This is a genomic window from Cupriavidus sp. WKF15 (assembly GCF_029278605.1).
Lineage (GTDB): Bacteria > Pseudomonadota > Gammaproteobacteria > Burkholderiales > Burkholderiaceae > Cupriavidus.
In genome coordinates this window covers 900,830-918,881 of sequence record NZ_CP119573.1, presented here as the reverse complement: position 1 = coordinate 918,881, position 18,052 = coordinate 900,830, and the positions used below count along the sequence as shown (strand labels likewise).

The window sequence follows — 18,052 nt, the reverse complement described above, 5'->3', positions numbered from 1 at the left end:
GCGATTCAGTAGCTCACGTAGACATCCGTCAGCAGGTCTTCCGGCCCCGGCAGCGGCGCGGCCTTGGCTTCCTGCACGGCGTGCTCGATCAGCGCGGCGACTTCCCGGTCGATCGTGTCGAGTTCCTCGCGCGTGATGACGCCGGACTGCGTCACGGTGCGCGAGAACAGCTTCAGGCAGTCCTTGTTGGCGCGGATGTCATCAAGTTCGCCCGCCGCGCGATAGGTCTGCGCATCGCCTTCGAAGTGGCCGTAGAAGCGGACCATCTTGCATTCCAGCAGCGCCGGCCCGCCGCCTTCGCGCGCCCGGCGGATGACTTCGCCGGCGGCCTCGTGCACGGCGAAGAAGTCGGTGCCGTCCACCGTCACGCCGGGAATGCCGAAGCCGGCCGCGCGATCCACGTAGCTGTCCACCGCGGTGCCGTAATCGCGCGAGGTCGACTCCGCGTAGCCGTTGTTCTCGATCACGAAGATCACCGGCAGGTTCCACACGGCGGCCAGGTTCAGGCTTTCGAGGAAGGTGCCCTGGTTGGACGCGCCATCGCCGCTGAAGGTAATGCCGACCTCGCCCTTGCCGCGGAACTTGGCCGCCAGCGCGGCGCCGCAGATCAGCGGCGCGCCCGCGCCCAGGATGCCGTTGGCGCCCATCATGCCCTTGGACAGATCGGCGATATGCATGGAGCCGCCCTTGCCGTTGCACGAGCCGCCCTTCTTGCCGTAGATCTCCTTCATCATTGCCACTGGGTCAACCCCCTTGGCGATGCAGTGGCCGTGGCCGCGGTGCGTGCTGGCGATGCGGTCGCCGTCGTTCAGGTGGTGCAGGATGCCGACACCGGCGGCTTCCTCGCCCGCGTAGAGGTGCACGAAGCCCGGAATGTCGCCGCGGCCGAAGTCCACGTGCAGGCGTTCTTCGAATTCGCGGATGGTGCGCATCTTGCGATACACCGTCAGCAGCGTCTCCTTGTCGAGTGGCAGCCCGCTGGGGCCGGTTTGCATGGCACTGGCGCTCATGGTTGTCTCCTTGGTTGGGGTGGTACGGCTTGCTTGATACGTGCTTGCTCAATGCGTGACGGCTGCGCTGCGCATCAGCCGCTCGCGCGCGGCGTAGCGCATGCATGCCGCCACGTCGATGCTGCGGAAGGCGTGTTCATGCAGGGTGATGGTGACTTCGTCGTGGGGGCCGAAGGCCAGCTCGCGCTCGCCATCGAGCGCGACGATGCCCGCGCGCTGGCGCACGCGATGCGGCCGGGCATGTTCCAGGTGCTGCCAGCCGGCCACGGATACCTGGCACAGCAGGCCGGGGGCAATCGGCGCGCGCAGCTCGAACTCGCCCTGCCCCGGCGCGGCCAGCTCGATCGCGAGGCCGCCGGGCTCGCGCCGGCCCAGCGGTTCCAGCAGGCCGGCGATGGCGGACAGGCCAATGGCCTGCGGATCGGCGAACGCCACGTACACGGCGGCCAGCGTGTCGGCCTTCCACAGCGCCCGTGCGCCGATGAAATGCTCGCGGGCAATCACCGCGTCGACCAGCGCGATATCGCGCCGGAAGCCGCCATCGGCATCGCGGATGACGATGTCGAGCCGCTTGTTTGATGCGAGTGCCTGCCTGTCAGGAATCTGGCCGGTGGCGTACAGCCCCGCCGCCAGCCCCGTGATGGTCGGCTCGCGCATTTCCGGGTAGGCATTGTTGGTGCCGGTAGACAGCCCGGCGATCGGCACGCCGCCGCATTCGCGCACCACGGCACGGTGCGTGCCGTCGCCGCCGAGCACGATGATCACGGCCACGCCGGCATCGGCCATATGGCGCGCCGCGTTCAGGGTATCGTCGACGCGCGCGGTGACGGGCATGCCGATGTACTCCACCGCCGGCAGCCCGGCGTCCGGCCCCTGATGCCGGGTCAGGTGGCGCTCGAGCATGACGCGCAGGCCTTCGCGGTCCGGCATCATCATGACGCGGTCGACGCCGCAGGCTGACAGCGCGGCCAGCAGGCGCAGCACGATGTTGACGCGGTCCGCCAGCTGCAGGCTGTTCGCGTTGGCAATCACGCGGCGGATGTCGCGCGCCGAAACCGGGTTGGCGATGATGCCGACCAGCGGCGCACCGGCGGACCGTGCTTGCCCCATGGCCTGTCTCCTGTGTTGTCGTTGTGGTGACAGGCAGATTGCAATGGCTGTGCCAGCACGCGCCGGCAGGGCTGCAGTGAGGCAGAGACGGGGGAAATTGCGGGATAACCCGCAGGAAACGCGGCTAAGGCCGCCGCGCGGGCGGTGCCGGCGGCGTTCACGGTGTGACAGGTGTCACAGCGCAGGTGTACAGCGCTGGACAACCGTATCGGTGGCAGCGCTACGGCGTCGGCGGGTCGCCGTCGCGGCGGTTGGGCGACTGGATGCCGAAGCGCTCCATGCGCCGGTACAGCGTCATGCGGCTGATGCCGATCTGCCGCGCCACCGCGCTCAGGTTCCAGCCCGACGCGCGCAGGTACTGCATCAGCAGCATGCCCTCGGGCGGCAACTGGCGCGCGTCGTCCTGCGTGGCAGGCAACGCCGGCATGGCGGATGCGGTCGTGGTAGCACCGAGTCCGTCGGGCAAGTCGTGGGCTTCGATGTAGCCACCCGTGCAGACGGCACGCGCGTACTCCAGCACGTTGCGCAACTCGCGCAGGTTGCCGGGCCAGCGGTGGTGGCAGAGCCGATCGCGCGCCTGCGGCGACAGCGTGATGCCGCGCTGGCCGCCATCGTCCAGCATCTTCTGTACGAGCCATTCGAGGTCCGTGCGCTCGCGCAGCGGCGGCAGCGCAAAGCGCGCGCCGTTGAGCCGGTAGAACAGGTCCTCGCGGAAGCGACCTTGCGCGACCAGGTCCTCCAGCCGGTGATGGGTCGCGGAAATCACGCGCAGCCGGACCGGCACCGGGCGCGCCGCGCCGATCGGCAGCACCTCGCCCTCGGCCAGCACGCGCAGCAGCCGCGACTGCAGTTCGCGCGGCATGTCGCCGATCTCGTCGAGGAACAGCGTGCCGCCATCGGCTTCCTGGATCAGTCCGCGCTTGCCGCGCGGCCCGGCGCCGGAAAAACTGTTGGGCAGGTGGCCGAACAGCTCGCTCTCGATCAGCGTTTCGGGAATCGCCGCGCAGTTCACCGCCACGAACGGCTGCCCGCGGCGCACGCTGGCCTGGTGCAGGGCCTTGGCCAGGTACTCCTTGCCGCTGCCGGTCTCGCCGTTGATCAGCAGGTTGATCGGCGAATCGACCAGGCGCGCCGCGCGCTGCAGTTGCTGCTGCAGCGCGGAATCGCCGCCGCACAGTGCCGCCAGCGGCTCCGGCAGCTGCGCTGGCCGTTCCTGCGCGGCACTGGCCTGCCAGCGCAAGGCGGGCGGCATCACGCTCAGGTATAGCAGGCCGCCGCTGCGGTTCAGCGCGACCAGGCGCTGTTCGCTCGGGCGGGAATAGACAAAGCGGCCCAGGTCTTCGAGCCGCGCGTTGAACAGCGTCTCGAACGACTGGCCCAGCACCGTGCCGGCGGCCAGCTCGCCTTCAAGCATCCGCCGCGCGCGGTGGTTGTGCCCGACGATGCGGCCGCCGTCGTCCAGCGCGAGCAGGTACTCCGGATTGACATCGACGAACTCCGGCGCGACGTTGAGCTTGAGGATCCAGTCGCGGTGATGCGCGCGCAGGAAATTGGCGTTCTCGATATGCGCCGCGTAGATGCGCACCAGTTGCAGCGCCAGCCCCTGGCTGTCCTTGGCATGCGGGGAAGTCAGCGCGGAGATGTCGAGGATCGCGTGCAGGTTGCCGTGCGTATCGAACAGCGGCGCGGCGGTGCAGGTGAGCGGAATGTGGGTGGCGTCGAAATGATCGGCCTGGTGCACGGTCAGGGCTTCGCCGGTGACCAGTGCCGTACCGACCGCGCAGGTCCCTGCGCCGCGCTCGCTCCATTCCGCGCCGAGGTACAGGCCGGCATGGCGCAGGTCGGCATCGGTGCGCGCATCGCCGATGTAGTCGACGGTCACGCCCTGCGCATCGGTCAGCAGCACCACGTAGCCGAGGCCCGCGACCTGGGCATAGAGGCTCTCGAGCCCGTGGCGCGCAATGCGGGCGAAGTCATCGATGCGCTGCTGGTGTTCGCGCAGCCGCGTCTGCGGCACGATGCGGGCTTCCTGCATCCGCGACGGATCCAGCCCGTACTGGTGCACGCAGCGCCGCCAGGAGTTCTGGATCACGGCATCGTGCGTGGGCCGGTCCGCGGGGAGGGCGGGCGGGGGCAGGTAGCTGGTCGTGTGGACTACCGTCTCGATGTGCTCGCGTTGCCGCAGGTCCATCGCTGTCTCCTTGTCGTCTTCGCGGCGTGCGCCGCGGGCGGCACATTGGCGAACTGGCGAGCCGGGCGCGTCATTGCGCGACCCTGTGCCGGCTACTGTATCCGACACGGTCGGGGCGGTGCAAACCGGCGTCATCGTCGCGGCAAATATGTGCACCAGACGGCATTCCAGTGCCGGGGGACAGGACCTTCTCAGCCAAGCCGCGCGGGCGAACAGGGCCAGCGCATGATCCAGGCGCTCGCGGCGTTCCGGCTCGCAAACGCCTGATATCCGTCGAGGGCGCCCCCTTCAGACCGCCGTCGTCAGCGCGCGCGCCGCGTCGGCGGCGATCTCGAACGAGCGCAGGCGCGCGGCGTGGTCGAAGACCTGGCCCGTCAACATCAGCTCATCCGGGCGCAGGTCATCGACAAAGCGCTGCATGCCGGCGCGCACCGCGTCCGGATCCCCCACCACGGAACAGGCGAGCGAGCGGCGGATATGATCCGCCTCGCTCTCGGTCCACAGCGACTCGATATCGTCCACGGGCGCGCGCAACTGCCCCGGCGTGCCGCGGACCAGCGCCAGGAACTGCTGCTGCAAGGAACTGAACAGGCGCCGCGCCTCGTCGCCGGTCTCGGCCGCGAACACATTGAGGCCGAGCATCACGTAGGGCCGCTCCAGCTGCGCGGATGGCCGGAAGGTGCGCCGGTACAGGTCCACGGCCTGGCGCATGAAGCCCGGCGCGAAATGCGAGGCGAACGCGAACGGCAGGCCCATCGCCGCCGACAGCTGCGCGCTGAACAGGCTCGAGCCGAGCAGCCACAGCGGCACCTTCAGGCCCGCGCCGGGCACGGCGCGCAGGCGCTGGCCGGGGCGCACGTCATCGAAATAGGCCTGCAGTTCTTCCACGTCCTGCGGAAACGTATCGGCCGTGTCGTGCGACAGTTGCCGGCGCAGCGCGCGCGCCGTGGCCTGGTCGGTGCCGGGCGCGCGGCCCAGGCCCAGGTCGATCCGGCCCGGATAGAGCGAGGCCAGCGTGCCGAACTGCTCGGCCACCACCAGCGGCGAATGATTGGGCAGCATGACGCCGCCCGAGCCCACGCGGATCGTGCGCGTGCCGTTGGCCACGTAGCCGATCAGCACGGCGGTCGCGGCACTGGCGATGCCGGGCATATTGTGGTGCTCGGCCAGCCAGAAGCGGCGGTAGCCCAGGCGCTCGGCGTGCTGCGCGAGGTCGAGCGCATTGCGCATGGCCTGGCCGGCGTCGCTGCCTTCGGCAATGGGGGCCAGGTCGAGGACGGAATACGGGATCGGAGTCGTCATGGGAGCTGCCTTGGCGCGGCGGCGGGCACAGTGGCCGGCCGCTGCGCGGGGGAATCGAAAACGTCCGCTATCTTAGTTAGCCCCCGGCAATCGTGCTGGCGGCCGCCACGCGGCCTTACCGGCGGCGTGGTTATCGGCGCGGCGCTTTCGGGCCGGGAAGGATTGAGCGCAGCGCTGCTTGTCCCGTACCATGCTGCCCCATGCGAAGCAGGAAATCGGTATGACACTCAAGACACTGGACGGCGCGCTGGCCTTGCTGACCCACTTCACCGTGCGGCAGCCCACCTGGGGCGTGCGCGAACTCGCCAAGCACAGCGGCGTGCACTACGCCGTGGTGCACCGCGTGCTGGCCACCTTTGCGGCCAACGGCTTCCTGGTACAGGACGCGGCGACCGGCAAGTATTCGCTGGGCCTGCGCCTGTTCGAGCTGGGCCAGGTCGTGCGCAAGAGCTTCTCGCCCGACGAGATCGTGCGCCCGGTGCTGGAAAAGCTGGCTGCGCAGAGCGGCGAGACCGTGTTCCTGTCGTGGCTCGATGGCCACGAGGGCTTGTGCGTGGGCCTGGTGCAGAGCCAGCACCAGCTGCGCTTCTCGATCGAGCTGGGCGAGCGCTTCCCGCTGTATGCCGGCGCGCACGCCAAGGCCATGCTCGCGTACCAGGACGACGTGTTCCGCGACGAGGTCTACCGCCAGGGCATCGAAAAGATGGGGCCGCACACCACGCTCGACCGCGGCACCATCGAAGCGCAGCTGGCCGAGGTGCGCCAGCAGGGCTGGGCGCACACGCGCGAGGAAGCGGCGGCGAGCGTAGCGGGGCTGGCGTTGCCACTGTGGTCGCGCGACCACAGCGCGGTGATCGGCTCGGTGGCCATTGCCGGGCCGCAGCAACGGCTTGGCGAGGAGGCGGTGCCGCGCCTGCTCGAGGCTCTGCGCGATGCCAGCGGCCGGCTCGAGGACGTGATCGGCTTCGTACGCTGATCCGCCACTGAACCGCCGCTGAACGCCGCTCAGCCGGCCAGCAACGCCTGTCCCACGGCACCGTCGAACACGCGCTGGCCGATGGCAAGGCCCAGCGCGCGATAGCTTTCCCATTGGGCCTCGTCGAAGAACTGGTCGGAGGTCGCCTCTTGCGGAAAGGCCGGATGGTCCGCGCCGTACTGCCGCACGTCGGCCGGTGCCCAGTCCGCCAGGCGCGGCTTGAGCAGCACGATGCGGCAGACCGGATCGCGCGGCGCCGCGCCGGGACCGGCACGGTACACATTGAGCAGCACCGCGCATTTGCCCGCCGCCGCGCCTTGGCCCCCCGGACCAAAGTCTTCCGGCAAGCCGAACACCCTGCTCAGTACCGGATGCGTGGTGGCGGCCTCCGTATCCACCACGATTTCCAGGCCATGGTCGATCCGTGCGAGCCGGATCAGGTTGGCCAGGTCGCCAAAGCGGTAGTTGATATCGCCGCCGGCATCGCACAGCACGATCAGTGACACATCGCGGCCTGGGCGCAGCAATTCGTACACGCCAGTGTTGTCGAAGTGCCCGCCGTCCGACAGGTACTGCCAGCCGCGCCGCATGCCGTGGAAACGCGCGGCAAGTTCGCAACCGAGGCAATACTGCGTGCGGAACAACGCGCTGAAGCGCGCCAGCACCGGATGCGTGGCACGCTCGGGCTGGCGCTGCGTGGCAGGCACTGCGCCCGCGTGGCGCGCGCCGTCCTGCAGGTAGGACGGCCACCACGTCCCCAGCCGCAGGTTGGCCAACCCCATCAGCAGCGAAGTCCCGAGCGTGGTGGCACGCCCGACACCGGTTGACAGCGTGGCGCCGGAGATCGCGATCCAGTCGCCAACCGTGCGGGCATCGGCGACCCTTGCCGTCCCCGGATGCGGCAGGTCCGGACAGCACGGACGCCCGTCGACGAGAAAGCGCGCATAGGCATCGGAGGGCAGCGCCTGCGCCGGCCCGGGCTGGACCACGCTGAGCCCGGGCCCAAGGCAAAGGGGCTTGCCCTTGCGGTCGCGCTGCACGAGTTGCTCGGCCGGGTCGACGGTCTGGTTCAGCGTGACGTTGATCAGGTGCAGCGGCGCCAGCACGCGCGGATCGTAATAAGCGTTCAGGCTGAGCTGGTCGCCTGGCACCGGCTCGGCCACGCTGAAGCGCTCGCGCCCCTGGCAGCCAGGCGCATGCGGGACAAAGCGCTCGCCGTTGGAGGCGCCAAGGTAGGCGCGCGTGAGCCGCGCGGCGTAGAACGGCTGCAGCGTCGACAGGTTCAGGAAGCCCGTGAAGCGCCCCGCCACCAGCGCCAGCAGCAACGCCACCAGCACCAGCACGGCAAGCACCGGGCCGGTATAGGCATTGCCATAGACCAGCCAGTCCACCGGCTCGCGCCCGTTCCAGCGCACGTACAGCACCAGCCACGACCACAGCACATACACCAGCAGCGCCAGCAGCGCGGCCAGTGCCCCGGCCAGCAGCGAGACGGGCAGGTGCGCCATCAGCGCGCGCCACAGCGTGTCGGCACTGTCCTGCCTGCCCTCGTCGCGCAGGCCGGCTGCATAGCGCACCAGCCAGACCAGCGCGGCCAGTACGCCCGCCGGCACGCCGGCGCTCCATGACGACCTGGCCATGAACGCATAGAGGAAGGTCGTGCGCGCGACGGTGTCCGCGACGCCCAGCGCCAGCAGCCACAGCGTCAGCGTCAGTGCGCTGCGCAAGGCGCGCGTGGCGCGCACGCGATAGTCCGATACCGCGCGCGGCGCCGGCACGAGCATGGCCAGGCAGCACAGCACGGCCAGCAGCGTCAGCGCGCCCGCCGCCGCCAGCATGCAGGCAAGCACCAGCCCCGGGCCCAGCCACACGACCCAGCGCGCGGCCAGCAGCAGCAAGACCGCCACCAGCGTGGCGACGACCGGGCCGGGGCTGAGGAAGCGCGCCGGGGCCTGCGGATCGCTGGCGCGCGGATACACCATCCAGTAGGCCAGCCCGGGCGGCGCGGCGAACAGCAGCACCGTGCCCAGCGGCAACCACAGCAAGGCGCTCCACCAGATCACGCATTCACCCTGGTTGAACGCCTGGCGCGCGTCATGCAGCAGGTCCATCTCATAGCGGCCGAGGCCATATGACATGCCCGTGGCCACGTACTGGCCCAGTGCCAGCGCGGCAAGCAGGAACAGCAGCGCGCTGCCGATCACGTAATGCATGGCCAGCCAGTTGCGCAGGACCAGCGCCGCGGCGTAGAGGTTGTCGCCCGCGCCGGTCGGAGACAGGTAGCGCCCGTTCTCGCGCAGCCACGCCACGGCGCCACGGCCCGGGTCGGATGCATACGACACCGATGTGCGGATGCGCCCGGGCGGCTCGCACTGCAACGTGTGGTACGCATCGGCCGCCGCTTGCACCGGGTTCGTGCCGCGGCGCAGGCGCCCCGGCAAGAACAGGCTGGTGAAGAAGGCGCCCACGAAGCCGCCGCCGCTGACCGTCGAGAGGTAGTCGAACTGGGGCAGCAGGGAGGCCGGCGGGGCTGGTGCCCCGGGCTCCGCGCCCTCGGGTTCCTCCGCCTGCCGTAGCGGCGTGCCCGCCAGGGCCTGCAGCACACCCAGGCAAAAGGTGGCGCTGCGGATGCCGCCGCCGGACAACGCCAGGGCCCAGTTGCGCGTGTCCGCGCCCGGCCGCGCCGGAATGCCAAGCTGCCGGCGCCTTTGCGCGATCCGGGCGGCTTCGTCGTCGAATCCGGGGTCTTCTGCAGGCATGCACACCTCCGTGGCGAAGGGTCTGCGCCAAGTATAGGCCGCTCGTCATGGTCCTCCGGGATGAGACGCCAAGGGCTCGTACATGCCGGCATCCACGCGCATTCGCGTTAACCCTGATTGTTGGGTAAGGCCACGGACGCCTAGCATTTCTCTGTATTAGAGACGTTGTCTCTATTTAAGAGACACGAGGCAATCGGAATGCTCAAGACACTCGATGGCGCGCTGGCGCTGTTGACCCATTTCAATGCGCGCCAGCCAAGCTGGGGCGTGCGCGAACTCGCGCGCGAAAGCGGCGTGCATCACGCCGTGGTTCATCGCGTGCTGGCCACGTTCGCCGCCAATGGCTTCCTGGTGCAGGACGCCATCGGCCGCTATGGCCTGGGCCTGCGCTGGTTCGAGCTGGGCCAGGTCATGCGCAAGACCTTTACGCCGGCCGAGGTGGTGCAGCCCGCGCTGGAAGCGCTGGCGCGGCAGAGCGGCGAAACCGTATTCCTGTCGTGGCTGGACGGTGACGAGGGCCTGTGCACGGACATCGCCCAAAGCCAGCACCAGCTGCGCTTTTCGATCGAGGTCGGCCAGCGCTTCGCGCTCGACGCGGGCGCCCATGCCAAGGCGATCCTGGCCTTCCAGCCGCAAGCGCTGCGCCAGCGCGTGGCGCAACGCGCGGGCCTGGCGCAGGAAGAATTCGAAGCACGCCTGGTACGGGTCCGTGCCGAAGGCTGGGCCTACACCTGCGAGGAATCGGCGGCCACCGTCGCCGGGCTCGCGGTGCCCCTGTACAGCCGCGATACGCGTGCCGTGATCGGCTCGCTCGCGATTGCCGGACCGCTGCAGCGGCTCGACGAACACGCCCTGCCGCGCCTGCTCGATGCGCTGCGGGCCGCACGCGACACCATCGGGCCGGTGACAGGGTTCCTGCGCTGACAACACATGGCGGGCTGCCAGCGGAACTGGCGAGGCGCGCGAAACGAGACAACACTAGGGAGGAAGGTGGACATGACGCCTATGCAAACAGAACTGAACGCGCCGGGGGCGGCGCAACCAGCGGCAAGATCGCGCTTCACGGAGCCGTTCCTGCTGCTGGTCTCCGTGGTGCTGTCCGTCTTCGGCGCGATGATCGGCATGCAGCTGATCGTGTCGCTGGGCATCTCGGCCAACACCTCGATCATCGGCGCGCTGATCGCCATCGTGTTCTCGCGCATCCCGCTCGAGGTCACGCGGCGCTTCCGCGTGCTGGAGCGCCAGAACCTGGTGCAGACGGCGATCTCGTCGGCCACGTTCGGCGCGGCCAACTCGCTGATGATCCCGATCGGCGTGCCGTACGCCATGGGCATGCCCGAGCTGGCCACGCCGATGCTGATCGGCGCGGTGGTCGCGATGTTCGTCGACGGCGCCATGCTGTACTTCCTGTTCGGCAGCAAGATCTTCCCGGCCACGGGCACCTGGCCCGCCGGCATTGCCACCGCTGAAGCCATCTGGGCTGGCGACCGCGGCGGACGCAAGGCGGCGTTCCTGGGCCTGGGCATTGCCGTGGGCGTGGGCGGCGCGTGGCTCGGCGTGCCGATGTCCGCGTTCGGCGCGGCCTTCCTCGGCAACCTGGCGGCGCTGACCATGTTCGGCATCGGCCTGCTGGTGCGCGGCTATTCGGTAGCGCTGACCGGCGTCGACATTGCCAAGGCGTATATCCCGCACGGCCTGATGATCGGCGCCGGTATCGTGGCGCTGTTCCAGGTGGCCATGGAGATCCGCCGTGCGCGCCATGCGCCGGCCGCCGGCGCACGTACGATCGAAGTGCCCGCCTCGCGCGCCAGCCGCATCCTGTCGGGCGGCTTCCTGGTCTACCTGGCCATCGCTCTGCTGATCTCGTTGCTGGCCGGCCACGTGTCCGACATGTCGCTGGGCATGCTGGTCGTGTTCGTGCTGTACGCCGCGTTCGCCGCCTACGTGCACGAGCTGATCGTCGGCATCGCCGCGATGCACTCGGGCTGGTTCCCGGCCTTCGCCGTGGCGCTGATCACGCTGACCATCGGCATCCTGATCGGCTTCCCGCCGACGGCCCTGGCCGTGCTGGTGGGCTTCTCGGCCGCCACCGGCCCGGCCTTTGCCGACATGGGCTATGACCTCAAGACCGGCTACCTGCTGCGTGGCGAAGGCCGCGACATGGAAGCCGAACTGGCTGGCCGCAAGCAGCAGTTCCTGGCCGCGATGATCGGCTTCGCCGTGGCCGCGGTCGTGGTGCTCGTATTCCACGGCAGCTTCTTCGCGCAGAACCTGATCCCGCCGGTGGACCGTGTCTATGCGGCGTCGATCAAGGCCGGCTCTTCGGCGGAAATCGCGCGCAACCTCGTGATCTGGGCGATTCCCGGCGCGCTGCTGCAACTGATCGGCGGCTCCAGGCGCCAGCTCGGCATCCTGCTCTCGACCGGCATGCTGATCGCCTCGCCGCTGGCCGGCTGGGCGGTACTGGCCGGCCTGCTGATCCGCTTCGTGCTGCAGCGCCTGCGCGGCGACCAGCACATCGCCGAGATGAGCGCCTTTGCCGGCGGCGTGATCGCGGGCGACGCACTGTTCAGCTTCATCGGCTCGGTCACCAAGCTGCGCAAGTAACACCACTCCCCCTGCATTACCTGAGACGTTCCATGGATATCCAAGCGATCCGCGCCGGCACCCCGCTGACGGCTTCCACCATCTACCTCGACACGGCCGCGGCATCGCTGCCGCCCGATGCGGTGCTCGACACCGTGCGCAGCTACCTGCTCGATACCGGCCACGTGGGCATCTACCTGCCGGCGTTCCGCAAGGAAACCTATGCACGCGTGGACGCCGTGCGCGGCAAGCTGGCCGCGCTGCTGACCGCGGCGGCCGACGAGATCGCCTTCACCAAGAATGCGACCGAAAGCATCTCGCTGGTCGCGCGCGGCATCGCCTGGCAAGCCGGCGACGAAGTGCTGGTGGCCGACACTGAAATGCTCAGCAACCTGCTGCCGTGGCGCCGCCTGGAGCAAACCCACGGCATCGTGGTGAAGATGGTGGCGGCCAATGCCGAAGGGCTGCTGTCGCCGGAAGCTTTTGACGCGGCCATCACGCCGCGCACGCGCCTGCTGACGTTCTCGCACCTGCCCAACTCCACCGGCGCGGTGCAGCCCGCCACGCAGATCTGCGCCGTGGCGCGCCGGCACGGCGTGCTGTCGCTGGTCAATGCCGCGCAAAGTGTCGGCATGCTGCGCTCGGACGTGGCCGAACTCGATTGCGATTTCCTGGCTGGCTGCGGCCGCAAGGCGCTGCGCGCGACCGAGGGCTCGGGCTTCCTCTACGTGCGCCGCGCGCTGATCGGGCAGCTCGAGCCGGCCCTGGCCGGCTGGTGGAACGGCGCCTATGACCGCGCCACCGGCGCGCTGTCCTTCGTCGCCGGTGCGCGCCGCTTCGAGGCGGGCTGCCCGATCGTGCCGGCAATCCTGGGCCTGGGCACGGCCATCGACTACGCGATGCAGATCGGCATCGACGCGATCGAGGCACGCGTGCGCGACCTGACCGAATACGCGGTGGCGAAGTTCTCGTCGATCCCGGGCTTCGAGCTGTACGGCCCGGCCAACGTGGCCAACCGCATCGGCATCGTGCCGTTCAACGTGCGCGGCGTGGACCCGGCCCGCATCGTCGCCGCGCTTGAAGCGCAGCAATGCATCATCGAAGCCGGCAACTTCATGGCCGACGCGATCCTGGCGCGCTATGGCGTATCGACCATGGCGCGCGTGTCGCTGCACTACTTCAATACCCACGAGGAAATCGACCGCGTCGCCGCGCTGATCCGCGCTGCCTTGGCCTGAACCCCGAACCGAATCCCTCAAGGAAAACAGACATGACCCAACGCATCCTCTTGATGAGCAGCTCGCGCAAGGACAACCTCGGCTACCTCGAGCATGCCGGCGAGCAGATCCACACGCTGCTGCGCAAGGAAGCGCGCAAGGTGCTGTTCGTGCCGTTCGCGGGCGTGACGTTCAGCTTCGATACCTACGAAGGCATGGTCAAGCCTGTGTTCGAGCGGCTCGGCTACGCGCTCGAATCGATCCACCACAGCGCCGACCCGCTGCGCGCCGTGAACGAGGCCGAGGCCATCGCCGTGGGCGGCGGCAACACCTTCGCGCTGCTCAAGCGCATGTACGACGCCGGCATCGTCGAGGCGATCCGCGCCAGGGTCCGCGCCGGTACGCCGTACGTGGGCTGGAGCGCCGGCAGCAACGTCGCCTGCCCGACCATCCGCACCACCAACGACATGCCGATCGTGCAGCCGCCGTCGCTGCGCGCGCTGGGCCTGGTGCCGTTCCAGATCAACCCGCACTTCATCGGCGGCAAGCCGGCTGGCCATAACGGCGAAAGCCGCGAAGAGCGGCTGGCCGAGTTCCTGCATATCAACGCGCCGGAGCAGGTGTTCGCATTGCCTGAGGGCTCGGCGCTGTACAGCGACGGCACCAGCGGCACCGTGCTGGGCGAGCGCCATGCGCTGTGGTTCCCGGCCGAAGGCCAGGTCGAGACCATCCGCGAAGGCGAGACGTTCCCGCTGTCGCGCATCACCGGTCCGGCCGGCATGCAGGACTGGCCGGGCTTTGCCTGCTGAGCGCCAAGCGCACGCCTCGCTGAACCTGCCGGGCAGTCGGTGCCCGGCCAATTCGAACAAGACGACTACCGACGCCGGCCGCGGTGATCCGCCGCCTGCGCGGACACCCTTTTACCCTCTGGAGGAGAAACCACAATGAGCCAACCGATCCGCCGCGCCACCCGCGCGGCCCTGCCGCTGTTGCTGAGCCTGCCCGCCGCCGCCATGGCGCAGTCCGGCCTGACGCTGTATGGCGTCGTCGACAGCGCGCTGACGTACCAGACGCATTCCAACCCGGCTGGCGACGCAGTACTGGGCCTGCAGCAGGGCGGCGAAGGCTTCCTGTCGGGCAGCCGTTTCGGCCTGCGCGGCAGCGAGGACCTCGGCGGCGGTCTCAAGGCCGGCTTCGTGCTGGAGAACGGCTTCCTGGCAGACACCGGCAAGCTTGACCAGCAAGGCCAGCTGTTCGGGCGCCAGGCCTACGTCAAGATCGGCAACCAGTGGGGCGAGCTGGCCATGGGCCGGCAGTACACCACGGCCAACACCATGCTGTACTACGTCGACCCGCTCGGCGTCGGCGCAGCGCCCTCCAACTCGTGGATGGTCTACCTGACCGGCCAGCGCTACGACAACGCGGTCAGCTACACCGGCAACTTCGGCCCGGTCTCGGTAATCGCCGAGTACGCGCTGGGCGAAACCGCCGGCAAGGGCTCGGCCAGCTCGTCGGTGTCGCTGGGCCTCAGGTACGCGGCCGGCCCGATCACCGCGATCGGCGACTTCCAGCAGACGCGCGACGTCCAGAGCCGCGCCGCGCGCATCTACATGGCCGGCCTCAAAGGCACGGTGGGCCGCGGCAACCTGTTCGCCACCTATATCTACAGCGACCGCGACGGCGGCTTCGATTCCTCGCGCGGCGGCACCGACACGGCGACCATCACGAGCATGTCGACCGCGCCCACGCCGACCAACCGCGCGGCCATCAACTCGGTCTTCAATGGCAGCCGCCGCGACGACTTCTTCACCGTCGGCGCGAGCTACCCCATCACCGGCAACGTGACGCTGACCGGCAGCGTGATGCACAACCGCACCCGCGCCGACAACTTCAGCGGCAACCGCACCACCGCCTATGGCGTGGCCGACTACGCGTTCAGCAAGCGTACCGACGCCTACCTGGCCGTGGCCTATGACTGGGTGCACGGCGACTGGTCCGGCCTGTTCGGCAACACCACCACCAGCTGGACCGGCGACAGCGGCCGCCGCCTCGACGGCCGCGACAACCAGACCACCGTCATGGTCGGACTGCGCCATCAGTTCTGACGGATTCACCCACGCCGCGTGCGCTCGCGTGCGCGCCATCCCTCGAATTTCACTTGGAGAAAACCATGGCCCTGCAGCAGACGCTGGTCATTCATGAAGCCCTGGACAGCCCTAACGCCAACGGCGCTGTGGTCCGGGACCTGTTCGCGCCCTACGCCGAAGCCGGCGTGACGGTCGAAGTGACCACGGTGCACAACGCCCCGCCCGAGAATACCGCCAATACCAGCGACTTCATCACCATCGTGATTCCGGGCACCGCCGGCAAGCGCGGCGGCGGCCAGGCGCCCACGCTGGGCGTGATCGGCCGCAACGGCGCCATTGGCGCACGGCCTGAACTGGTCGGGCTGGTCTCGGACGCGGACGGCCCGATCGGCTGCCTGGCCGTCGCGCTCAAGCTCGCACAGATGAAGGCGCGTGGCGATCACCTGGCCGGCGACGTCATCGTGACCACGCACCTGTCGACCAATGTCTCGATGCAGCCACACGACCCGGTGCCGTTCATGGGCATGCCGGTGTCATCCGACACCATGAATAACTACCAGGTGCTGCCGGAAATGGACGCGATCCTGTCGATCGATGCCTCCAAGGGCAACAGCATCATCAAGCACCGCGGCTTCGCCATTTCGCCGACGGCCATGCAGGGCTACATCCTGCGCGTGAGCCCGGACCTGGTTGCGACAATGGAATCGACCACCGGCTGCCCGGCCGTCACGTTCCCGATCTCGCAGCAGGACATCACGCCGTACCACAACGGCCTGTACCACTTCAACAGCATCATGCAGCCCCACGTGGCCACGCGCGCGCCGGTGGTCGGCGTGGCGGTGACGGCACAATCGGTGGTATCGGGCAGCGCCACCTCGGCCAACCACGAAATCGACATTGGGGAGGCCGTGCGCTTCTGCGTGGAAGTGGGCAAGCGTTTTGGCGCAGGCAAGTGCCAGTTCTTCAACGCCGCCGAGTGGGAAAAGATCCGCGCGGTCTACCCGGACCTGTCGGTGTTCCAGACCGCCGGCACGCGCTAGGACGCCCCGGGGCGCGGCGGCTCAGCCGGCCGCCGCGTCGTTGGCGGCTTCCTCCGCGTGTGGCGGCGATTCGGTGCCATGCAGGCGCTTCCACTCGTCGAAGCCGCCCGCCAGGGCCCAGGTCTGTCGGTAGCCGGCGGCCCTGAGCCGCTCGGCCAGGATGGCCGCCGAAATCTCGTGCGGACAGGCGCAGTAGACGACAATATCCTTCGATTCGAGCTGGCTGCCCAAGGCGTCGAGCGAACCGTGCATATCGACGACCAGGGCACCCGGAATGCGCTCGATGGGCGCGGCGCCGTGCGCGCGGACATCCAGCACCAGCGGCAACGTGCCGGCGCGGCGGCGGGCCTCGAGTTCATCCACCGTCATGCGCGGCACCCGTCGCGTGCGGCGCAGCAGGCGGAAGCGCCACCACCAGCGCCAGGCCACGAACAGTGCGAGGGCGCCTACGCAGACCAGCACCGCCACGTGGCCATAGGCGCTGAATGCCGCGAGGATGGCGTCGACGAAATCACTGAACACCACGCCCACCAGCACGGCGGAGCCGGACCAGACCAGCGCGCCGATGGCGTCGTAGAACAGGAACACCGGCAGCGGCGTAGCCGTCATGCCGGCCATGGCAGTGGACAGCGCGCCGGCGCCGGGCAGCAGCTTGGTGAACACCAGCGAGCGCGGCCCCACGCGCAGGTAGATCGACTGGGTCTGCCGGATGCAGGTATCTGGCGAAATCGACACCTTGCAGATCGTGCGCAGCATGGGCTGGCCCAGCTTGCGGCCGGCAAAATACCAGGCCGTATCCGCGATCAGGCAGGCCGCGATGACGACCGCCAGCACCGCGCCGATCGACGGACCGGTCTCCTGCACCCCCAGCGCGCCAGCCACGAACAGCATCGGATACGCCGGAATCGGCAGGCCCGCCTGTTCCGCCAGCACGTTCAGGAACACCAGCATCAGCCCATGGTTTTCCAGCATGGTCTGCAACTCGCCCACAGCCGTCTCCCCGCCTTGATCTCGAACATTGGTCAGAGCGACAGTTTGCCAGCGGCGGCGCCAACGTGCACGCCCCGTGGCTGCATGGGACGTTCAAATTCCTTGAGCTTGGTCCCCGCCTTACTGGACGAGCCGGCAACGTCGGGCAAAGTCGACCAGTTCCACCAGCGAACCGACCCGCAGCTTGGCCATGATGCGTGCCTTGTAGCTGCTGACCGTCTTGTTGCTGATGAAGAGTTCGCGGCCGATGTCCTTGTACGACATGCCGCGCGCCAGCATTTTCAGCACCACCAGTTCCTTGTCGGAAAGGCGTCGCAGGCTTTCATCGTCGCCGCACAAGGCCGGCCCGAAGGCATTGCGCCGTGCCAGCGCCGGGAAGACCGTATAGCCCGCCATCACCGACTCCACCGCGCGCAGGATCTCGCGGATGTCCTGCGTCTTGCTGACAAAGCCCTGCGCGCCGGCCTGCCACGCGCGCGGCACGAACACGGCCGGATCCAGCGCCGTCACCACGAGGATGCGCGCCGCCGGATGGATGTCGCGCACCCGGGTGGCCACATCGAGGCCGCCGATGCGCGGAATGTCGAGGTCAAGTATCACCAGGTCCGGCTTGTGCCGGCGCACGGCTTCGATCGCGCACTGGCCATTGTCGGCTTCAAGGATATGCTCCATGCCGAGCAGTTGGGAAAGCTGCGATCTCATCACCAGCCGCAATGCAGGATGATCATCAACGATCAGGACGGTAGCCATGCTTGCGTGTCTGTCTCTCTGGGTCGGCATCGGT

14 protein-coding genes are annotated in these 18,052 nt (G+C 68.8%); 7 read left to right on the top strand and 7 right to left on the bottom strand.

What is annotated here, in order from left to right; translation table 11 throughout:
• Positions 1-5 precede the first annotated feature (5 nt).
• The 4 genes from CupriaWKF_RS21505 to CupriaWKF_RS21490 form a co-directional block, all read right to left on the bottom strand.
• Entirely contained in the window at positions 6-1,010 is a 1,005-nt protein-coding gene (locus tag CupriaWKF_RS21505; protein WP_276102775.1) for a thiamine pyrophosphate-dependent dehydrogenase E1 component subunit alpha, read from the bottom strand.
• A 48-nt stretch (positions 1,011-1,058) separates the two neighbouring features.
• Positions 1,059-2,120, bottom strand: a complete 1,062-nt coding sequence (locus tag CupriaWKF_RS21500) for an NAD(+)/NADH kinase (RefSeq protein WP_276102774.1) — start codon at positions 2,118-2,120, stop codon at positions 1,059-1,061.
• Positions 2,121-2,340: 220 nt separating this feature from the next.
• Positions 2,341-4,311 (bottom strand): sigma-54-dependent Fis family transcriptional regulator, encoded by a 1,971-nt coding sequence (locus tag CupriaWKF_RS21495; RefSeq protein ID WP_276102773.1) that lies wholly within the window; start codon positions 4,309-4,311, stop codon positions 2,341-2,343.
• Between the two features lie 288 nt (positions 4,312-4,599).
• A complete protein-coding gene (locus CupriaWKF_RS21490; protein ID WP_276102772.1) occupies positions 4,600-5,613 on the bottom strand; it encodes an LLM class flavin-dependent oxidoreductase in 1,014 nt (337 codons plus the stop codon).
• Positions 5,614-5,833: 220 nt separating this feature from the next.
• Here CupriaWKF_RS21490 and CupriaWKF_RS21485 point away from each other — a divergent pair, with 220 nt between their 5' ends.
• Entirely contained in the window at positions 5,834-6,589 is a 756-nt protein-coding gene (locus CupriaWKF_RS21485; protein WP_276102771.1) for an IclR family transcriptional regulator, read from the top strand.
• 29 nt (positions 6,590-6,618) lie between these two features.
• Here CupriaWKF_RS21485 and CupriaWKF_RS21480 read toward each other — a convergent pair whose 3' ends face one another.
• Positions 6,619-9,348 carry a hypothetical protein gene (locus tag CupriaWKF_RS21480; protein ID WP_276102770.1) on the bottom strand — a complete coding sequence of 910 codons (2,730 nt, stop codon included), beginning with the start codon at positions 9,346-9,348 and terminating at the stop codon, positions 6,619-6,621.
• Positions 9,349-9,546: 198 nt separating this feature from the next.
• On the opposite strand from CupriaWKF_RS21480, the gene CupriaWKF_RS21475 reads away from it, so the two are divergent.
• The 6 genes from CupriaWKF_RS21475 (at position 9,547) to CupriaWKF_RS21450 (ending at position 16,278) form a co-directional block, all read left to right on the top strand.
• Positions 9,547-10,272 (top strand): IclR family transcriptional regulator, encoded by a 726-nt coding sequence (locus CupriaWKF_RS21475; RefSeq protein ID WP_276102769.1) that lies wholly within the window; start codon positions 9,547-9,549, stop codon positions 10,270-10,272.
• Positions 10,273-10,344: 72 nt separating this feature from the next.
• Positions 10,345-11,955 carry an OPT/YSL family transporter gene (locus tag CupriaWKF_RS21470; protein ID WP_276102768.1) on the top strand — a complete coding sequence of 537 codons (1,611 nt, stop codon included), beginning with the start codon at positions 10,345-10,347 and terminating at the stop codon, positions 11,953-11,955.
• A 32-nt stretch (positions 11,956-11,987) separates the two neighbouring features.
• Positions 11,988-13,172, top strand: a complete 1,185-nt coding sequence (locus tag CupriaWKF_RS21465; RefSeq protein WP_276102767.1) for an aminotransferase class V-fold PLP-dependent enzyme — start codon at positions 11,988-11,990, stop codon at positions 13,170-13,172.
• A 32-nt stretch (positions 13,173-13,204) separates the two neighbouring features.
• Complete coding sequence (pepE, locus tag CupriaWKF_RS21460; RefSeq protein ID WP_276102766.1) at positions 13,205-13,960, top strand: dipeptidase PepE; 756 nt, start codon at positions 13,205-13,207, stop codon at positions 13,958-13,960.
• A 135-nt stretch (positions 13,961-14,095) separates the two neighbouring features.
• Positions 14,096-15,256, top strand: coding sequence for a porin (locus tag CupriaWKF_RS21455; RefSeq protein WP_276102765.1), 1,161 nt, complete (start codon positions 14,096-14,098; stop codon positions 15,254-15,256).
• A gap of 65 nt (positions 15,257-15,321) precedes the next feature.
• Positions 15,322-16,278 (top strand): DUF1177 domain-containing protein, encoded by a 957-nt coding sequence (locus CupriaWKF_RS21450; RefSeq protein WP_276102764.1) that lies wholly within the window; start codon positions 15,322-15,324, stop codon positions 16,276-16,278.
• Positions 16,279-16,299: 21 nt separating this feature from the next.
• Here CupriaWKF_RS21450 and CupriaWKF_RS21445 read toward each other — a convergent pair whose 3' ends face one another.
• Both CupriaWKF_RS21445 and CupriaWKF_RS21440 read right to left on the bottom strand, forming a co-directional pair.
• Positions 16,300-17,268: a DedA family protein/thiosulfate sulfurtransferase GlpE gene (locus CupriaWKF_RS21445; RefSeq protein WP_276102763.1), complete on the bottom strand. Its 969-nt coding sequence runs from the start codon at positions 17,266-17,268 to the stop codon at positions 16,300-16,302.
• 120 nt (positions 17,269-17,388) lie between these two features.
• Positions 17,389-18,018: a response regulator transcription factor gene (locus CupriaWKF_RS21440; RefSeq protein WP_276102762.1), complete on the bottom strand. Its 630-nt coding sequence runs from the start codon at positions 18,016-18,018 to the stop codon at positions 17,389-17,391.
• Positions 18,019-18,052 lie beyond the last annotated feature (34 nt).